The following is a 3,834-nucleotide window of genomic DNA, read 5'->3' as shown; positions in this document are numbered from 1 at the left end:
TCGTTAAAAGCGACAAAACATTTCCGAAAGAAACTTTCAAATCTGCCCCGAGTAAAATTTAAACTGACTCTAACTCTATTCCATTTTAAAATGTTATATTCGTACCCGATAAATTATTTATATTAAACTATCAAACAATGGACGTTAAACAACACTATTCCGGACTTACCGATGCACAAGTGAAGGAAAGTCGGGAAAAATTCGGAAGCAATCTGCTTACTCCACCTCAAAAAACTCCTCTTTGGGAACTTTTTTTCGAAAAATTTCAAGATCCTATTATCCGTATTTTACTCATCGCAGCATTATTATCATTATGTATTTCGTTCATTCATAACGAATATGCTGAAACAATCGGAATATTTTGTGCTATATTTTTAGCAACCGGCGTTGCGTTTTGGTTTGAAATGGATGCAAACAAAAAATTTGATATTCTGAATCAAGTAAACGACGATATTATGATAAAAGTAATCAGAAACGGAAATCTTCAAGAAGTTCCTAAAAAAGATATTGTCGTCGGAGACATAGTTTTACTCGAAACAGGAGAAGAAGTCCCTGCAGACGGAGAATTACTCGAAGCTATCTCTCTCCAAATAGATGAGTCTTGCCTTACCGGAGAATTGATGATCGACAAAACCACGAATCCCGAAAATTTCGATTCAGAAGCAACCTATCCCTCTAACTGGGTGATGAGGGGAACAAAAGTACTTGACGGACATGGCATTATGGAGGTAAAGCAAGTAGGCGATGCCACTCAATACGGACAAGTAGCCGAAAAAGCGACAGAAATCAGCGGAGAAGAAACTCCGCTAAACCGTCAATTAAACGGGCTGGCAAAATTTATCGGTGTCGCAGGTTTTGCTTTAGCTATCCTTACTTTCGGAACTCTATTTATTAAAGACCTGATAACTCACCCCATCACATGGGGACAATTCGGGCTATTGGGCGCTGTTATGGCAGGGGGAATCATTGCTTTATCCAAAGTTTGGGTACCGATTCTGTATGATGCATTTTCTCTCGCAGGAAAAGAAAAACCTCTTCCCCGCTGCATTAACCGCTTCGGATGGCTAACATGGCTTATATTCGGTATAATAATCTTCGCCATCTTCTGTAGCATAGGTGTATTATTCGGTGTAAATCCGCTGAACTCATCTTCATGGATCGATATTGAAGAAGCTAACAGAATACTACAATATTTTATGATTGCAGTAACATTAATTGTCGTAGCTGTCCCTGAAGGATTACCGATGAGTGTAACACTGAGTCTGGCTCTCAGTATGAGACGAATGTTGCAAACCAATAATTTGGTACGCAAAATGCACGCTTGTGAAACAATGGGAGCAACAACCGTTATTTGTACCGATAAAACCGGAACTCTCACCCAAAACCAAATGCGAGTCTTCCAAAGCAATTTCTTCGCCTTGAAAAATCAAGAATTGACAGACAACACTGCCAGCAATCTTATTAAAGAAGGTATTGCCGCCAACTCCACAGCATTTTTAGATTACTCCGATCCTCAAAAAATATCGACAATGGGTAACCCCACCGAAGCAGCTTTACTGCTCTGGTTGCACAATAAAGATATAGAGTATGCTCCTTTGCGTGAAAATGCCCACGTCGATAAACAACTGACATTTTCTACCGAGCGCAAATATATGGCAACTCTTGTAAACTCACCTCTTGTCGGTAAAAAAGTGCTATATATGAAAGGTGCACCTGAAATCGTACTTTCAAAATGCAAGACCGTAGAAACTCCGGAAGGAGAAAAACCCGTATCGGAATATAAAGGACAGATAGAGGAGCAACTGCTTGCTTACCAAAATCAAGCTATGCGAACTCTCGGGTTTGCATATAAAATTATAAATGAAGACAACGACCAACCTATTCCTGAATTAGCCGATACCGGACTCATATTTCTCGGATTTGTTGCAATTTCAGATCCTGTTAGAGAAGATGTTCCGGCTGCCGTAGCCGAATGCTTAAATGCTGGTATTCAGGTCAAAATCGTCACAGGAGACACTACTGCGACAGCACGGGAAATTGCCCGTCAGATTGGAATCTGGAAACCGGAAGATACGGATGAGAATATCATTACCGGTACAGATTTCGAGGCACTGCCGGATGATGAAGCTTTTGAACGGGTAAAGAAACTGAAAGTCATGTGCCGGGCACGTCCGACGGACAAACAACGATTAGTAGAACTGCTTCAAAAAGACGGACAAATTGTCGCCGTAACCGGAGACGGAACGAATGATGCTCCGGCTCTGAACCATGCCAATGTAGGATTATCTATGGGAACTGGTACTTCCGTCGCAAAAGAAGCCAGTGATATAACTTTACTGGACGACTCATTCAAAAGTATTGCGACAGCAGTCATGTGGGGACGTTCTTTATACCAAAATATCCAGCGTTTTCTTTTATTTCAGCTTACAATTAATGTCGTTGCACTGGTAATCGTATTCTTAGGTTCGATCTTCGGTCACGAATTGCCTCTCACGGTGACTCAGATGCTATGGGTCAACCTCATTATGGATACTTTTGCCGCCGGAGCCCTGGCTTCATTACCGCCGAATAAAGAAGTAATGAAAGACAAACCCCGCAAAAACGAGGCATTTATCGTTACCCCTCCTATGAGAAATCAAATATTATGGATAGGATTGGCATTCGTGGCATTTTTAATGGGACTACTCTACTATTTCACCAATGCAGAAGGAGAAATAAACCGTCACGACCTCGCTTGCTTCTTCACTATTTTTGTAATGCTGCAATTCTGGAATTTATTTAATGCTAAAGCCTTTGCAACCGGGAAATCGGCCTTTAACGGATTACTGCATGATACAGGATTTATTACTGTTGCATTATTGATTATCATAGGACAGTTTTTTATCGTCACATTCGGAGGGGACGTATTTCGTACAGTTCCTCTCTCATGGCAAGATTGGTTACTGATCATCGGCTCTACATCATTAGTCTTATGGATCGGTGAAATTTTCCGTTTATTCGGGAAAAAGAAGAAATAAGATATCAATGAGATAAAGTCCTCCAAATAGCTCTCCCGAACTTCAGATACTCAGGAGAGCTATTTTTTACTGTTAAGAATTCCTTATTCTATAAACGATGCTTGCCATCGATTGTTTTACGTAGCAGACAAACAAACTTAATGTAAAAAAATTATGGCAAAAGGAAGTCTTGAAATTTTAAAGAATAAAATCGATGTTTCCAAAGTATTGGAACAACTGAATGCTGCACTATCTGAAGAATGGCTATCTTTTTATCAATACTGGATCGGAGCTCTTGTGGCAGAAGGCGCTATGCGAGCCGAAATTCAAAAAGAGCTGCAAAAACATGCCGAAGCAGAATATAAACACGCTAAACTCGTAGCAGACCGAATTATAGAACTGGAAGGCGTTCCGGTATTAAATCCAAAAAAATGGTTTGAACTGGCACGCTGTCAATACAGCGCTCCCGATGATTTCGATGTTCAGAAAATTCTATTTCAAAACGTAATTGCCGAACGATGCGCCATAAAACGTTACGAAGATATAGCCTCATTTACCGAAGGAATAGACTTTACTACCTGTAACATGGCAAAATTTATCTTAGCGGAAGAAGAAGATCATGAACAAGATCTTCAAGATTATCTGGATGATATTGCCCGAATGAAAAAAGATATATTGAATAAATAATCTTTTACTAAGAATCTGTTTAAATTTTCCAATAAAAAAATACTATCAGATCATCTTTGTGTTTTTTCGGTCCTTTTCTTCGTTTTTATTCATCAGATAGCGAACTATCTGATGAATAAAAACAGAAAAAAAACAGATCGAAGAATGATTC

2 protein-coding genes are annotated in these 3,834 nt (G+C 39.6%); both read left to right on the top strand.

Annotated elements, in window-relative coordinates:
* Positions 1 to 137: 137 nt before the first annotated feature.
* Positions 138 to 3,017, top strand: coding sequence for a calcium-translocating P-type ATPase, PMCA-type (locus tag AC1WHX_RS11060; RefSeq protein WP_302545398.1), 2,880 nt, complete (start codon positions 138 to 140; stop codon positions 3,015 to 3,017).
* Between the two features lie 153 nt (positions 3,018 to 3,170).
* Positions 3,171 to 3,683 (top strand): ferritin-like domain-containing protein, encoded by a 513-nt coding sequence (locus AC1WHX_RS11055; RefSeq protein ID WP_022602066.1) that lies wholly within the window; start codon positions 3,171 to 3,173, stop codon positions 3,681 to 3,683.
* Positions 3,684 to 3,834 lie beyond the last annotated feature (151 nt).

This window comes from Coprobacter sp., assembly GCF_982436375.1.
Note: the sequence above shows the minus strand (reverse complement) of the source record. Positions and strands in the feature narration are given on the sequence as shown.

What these genes read in the sequence shown, in the direction of transcription:
- AC1WHX_RS11060 (WP_302545398.1), top strand. Translation starts at nt 138, where the DNA reads ATGGACGTTAAACAACACTATTCCGGACTTACCGATGCACAAGTGAAG.
- AC1WHX_RS11055 (WP_022602066.1), top strand. Translation starts at nt 3,171, where the DNA reads ATGGCAAAAGGAAGTCTTGAAATTTTAAAGAATAAAATCGATGTTTCC.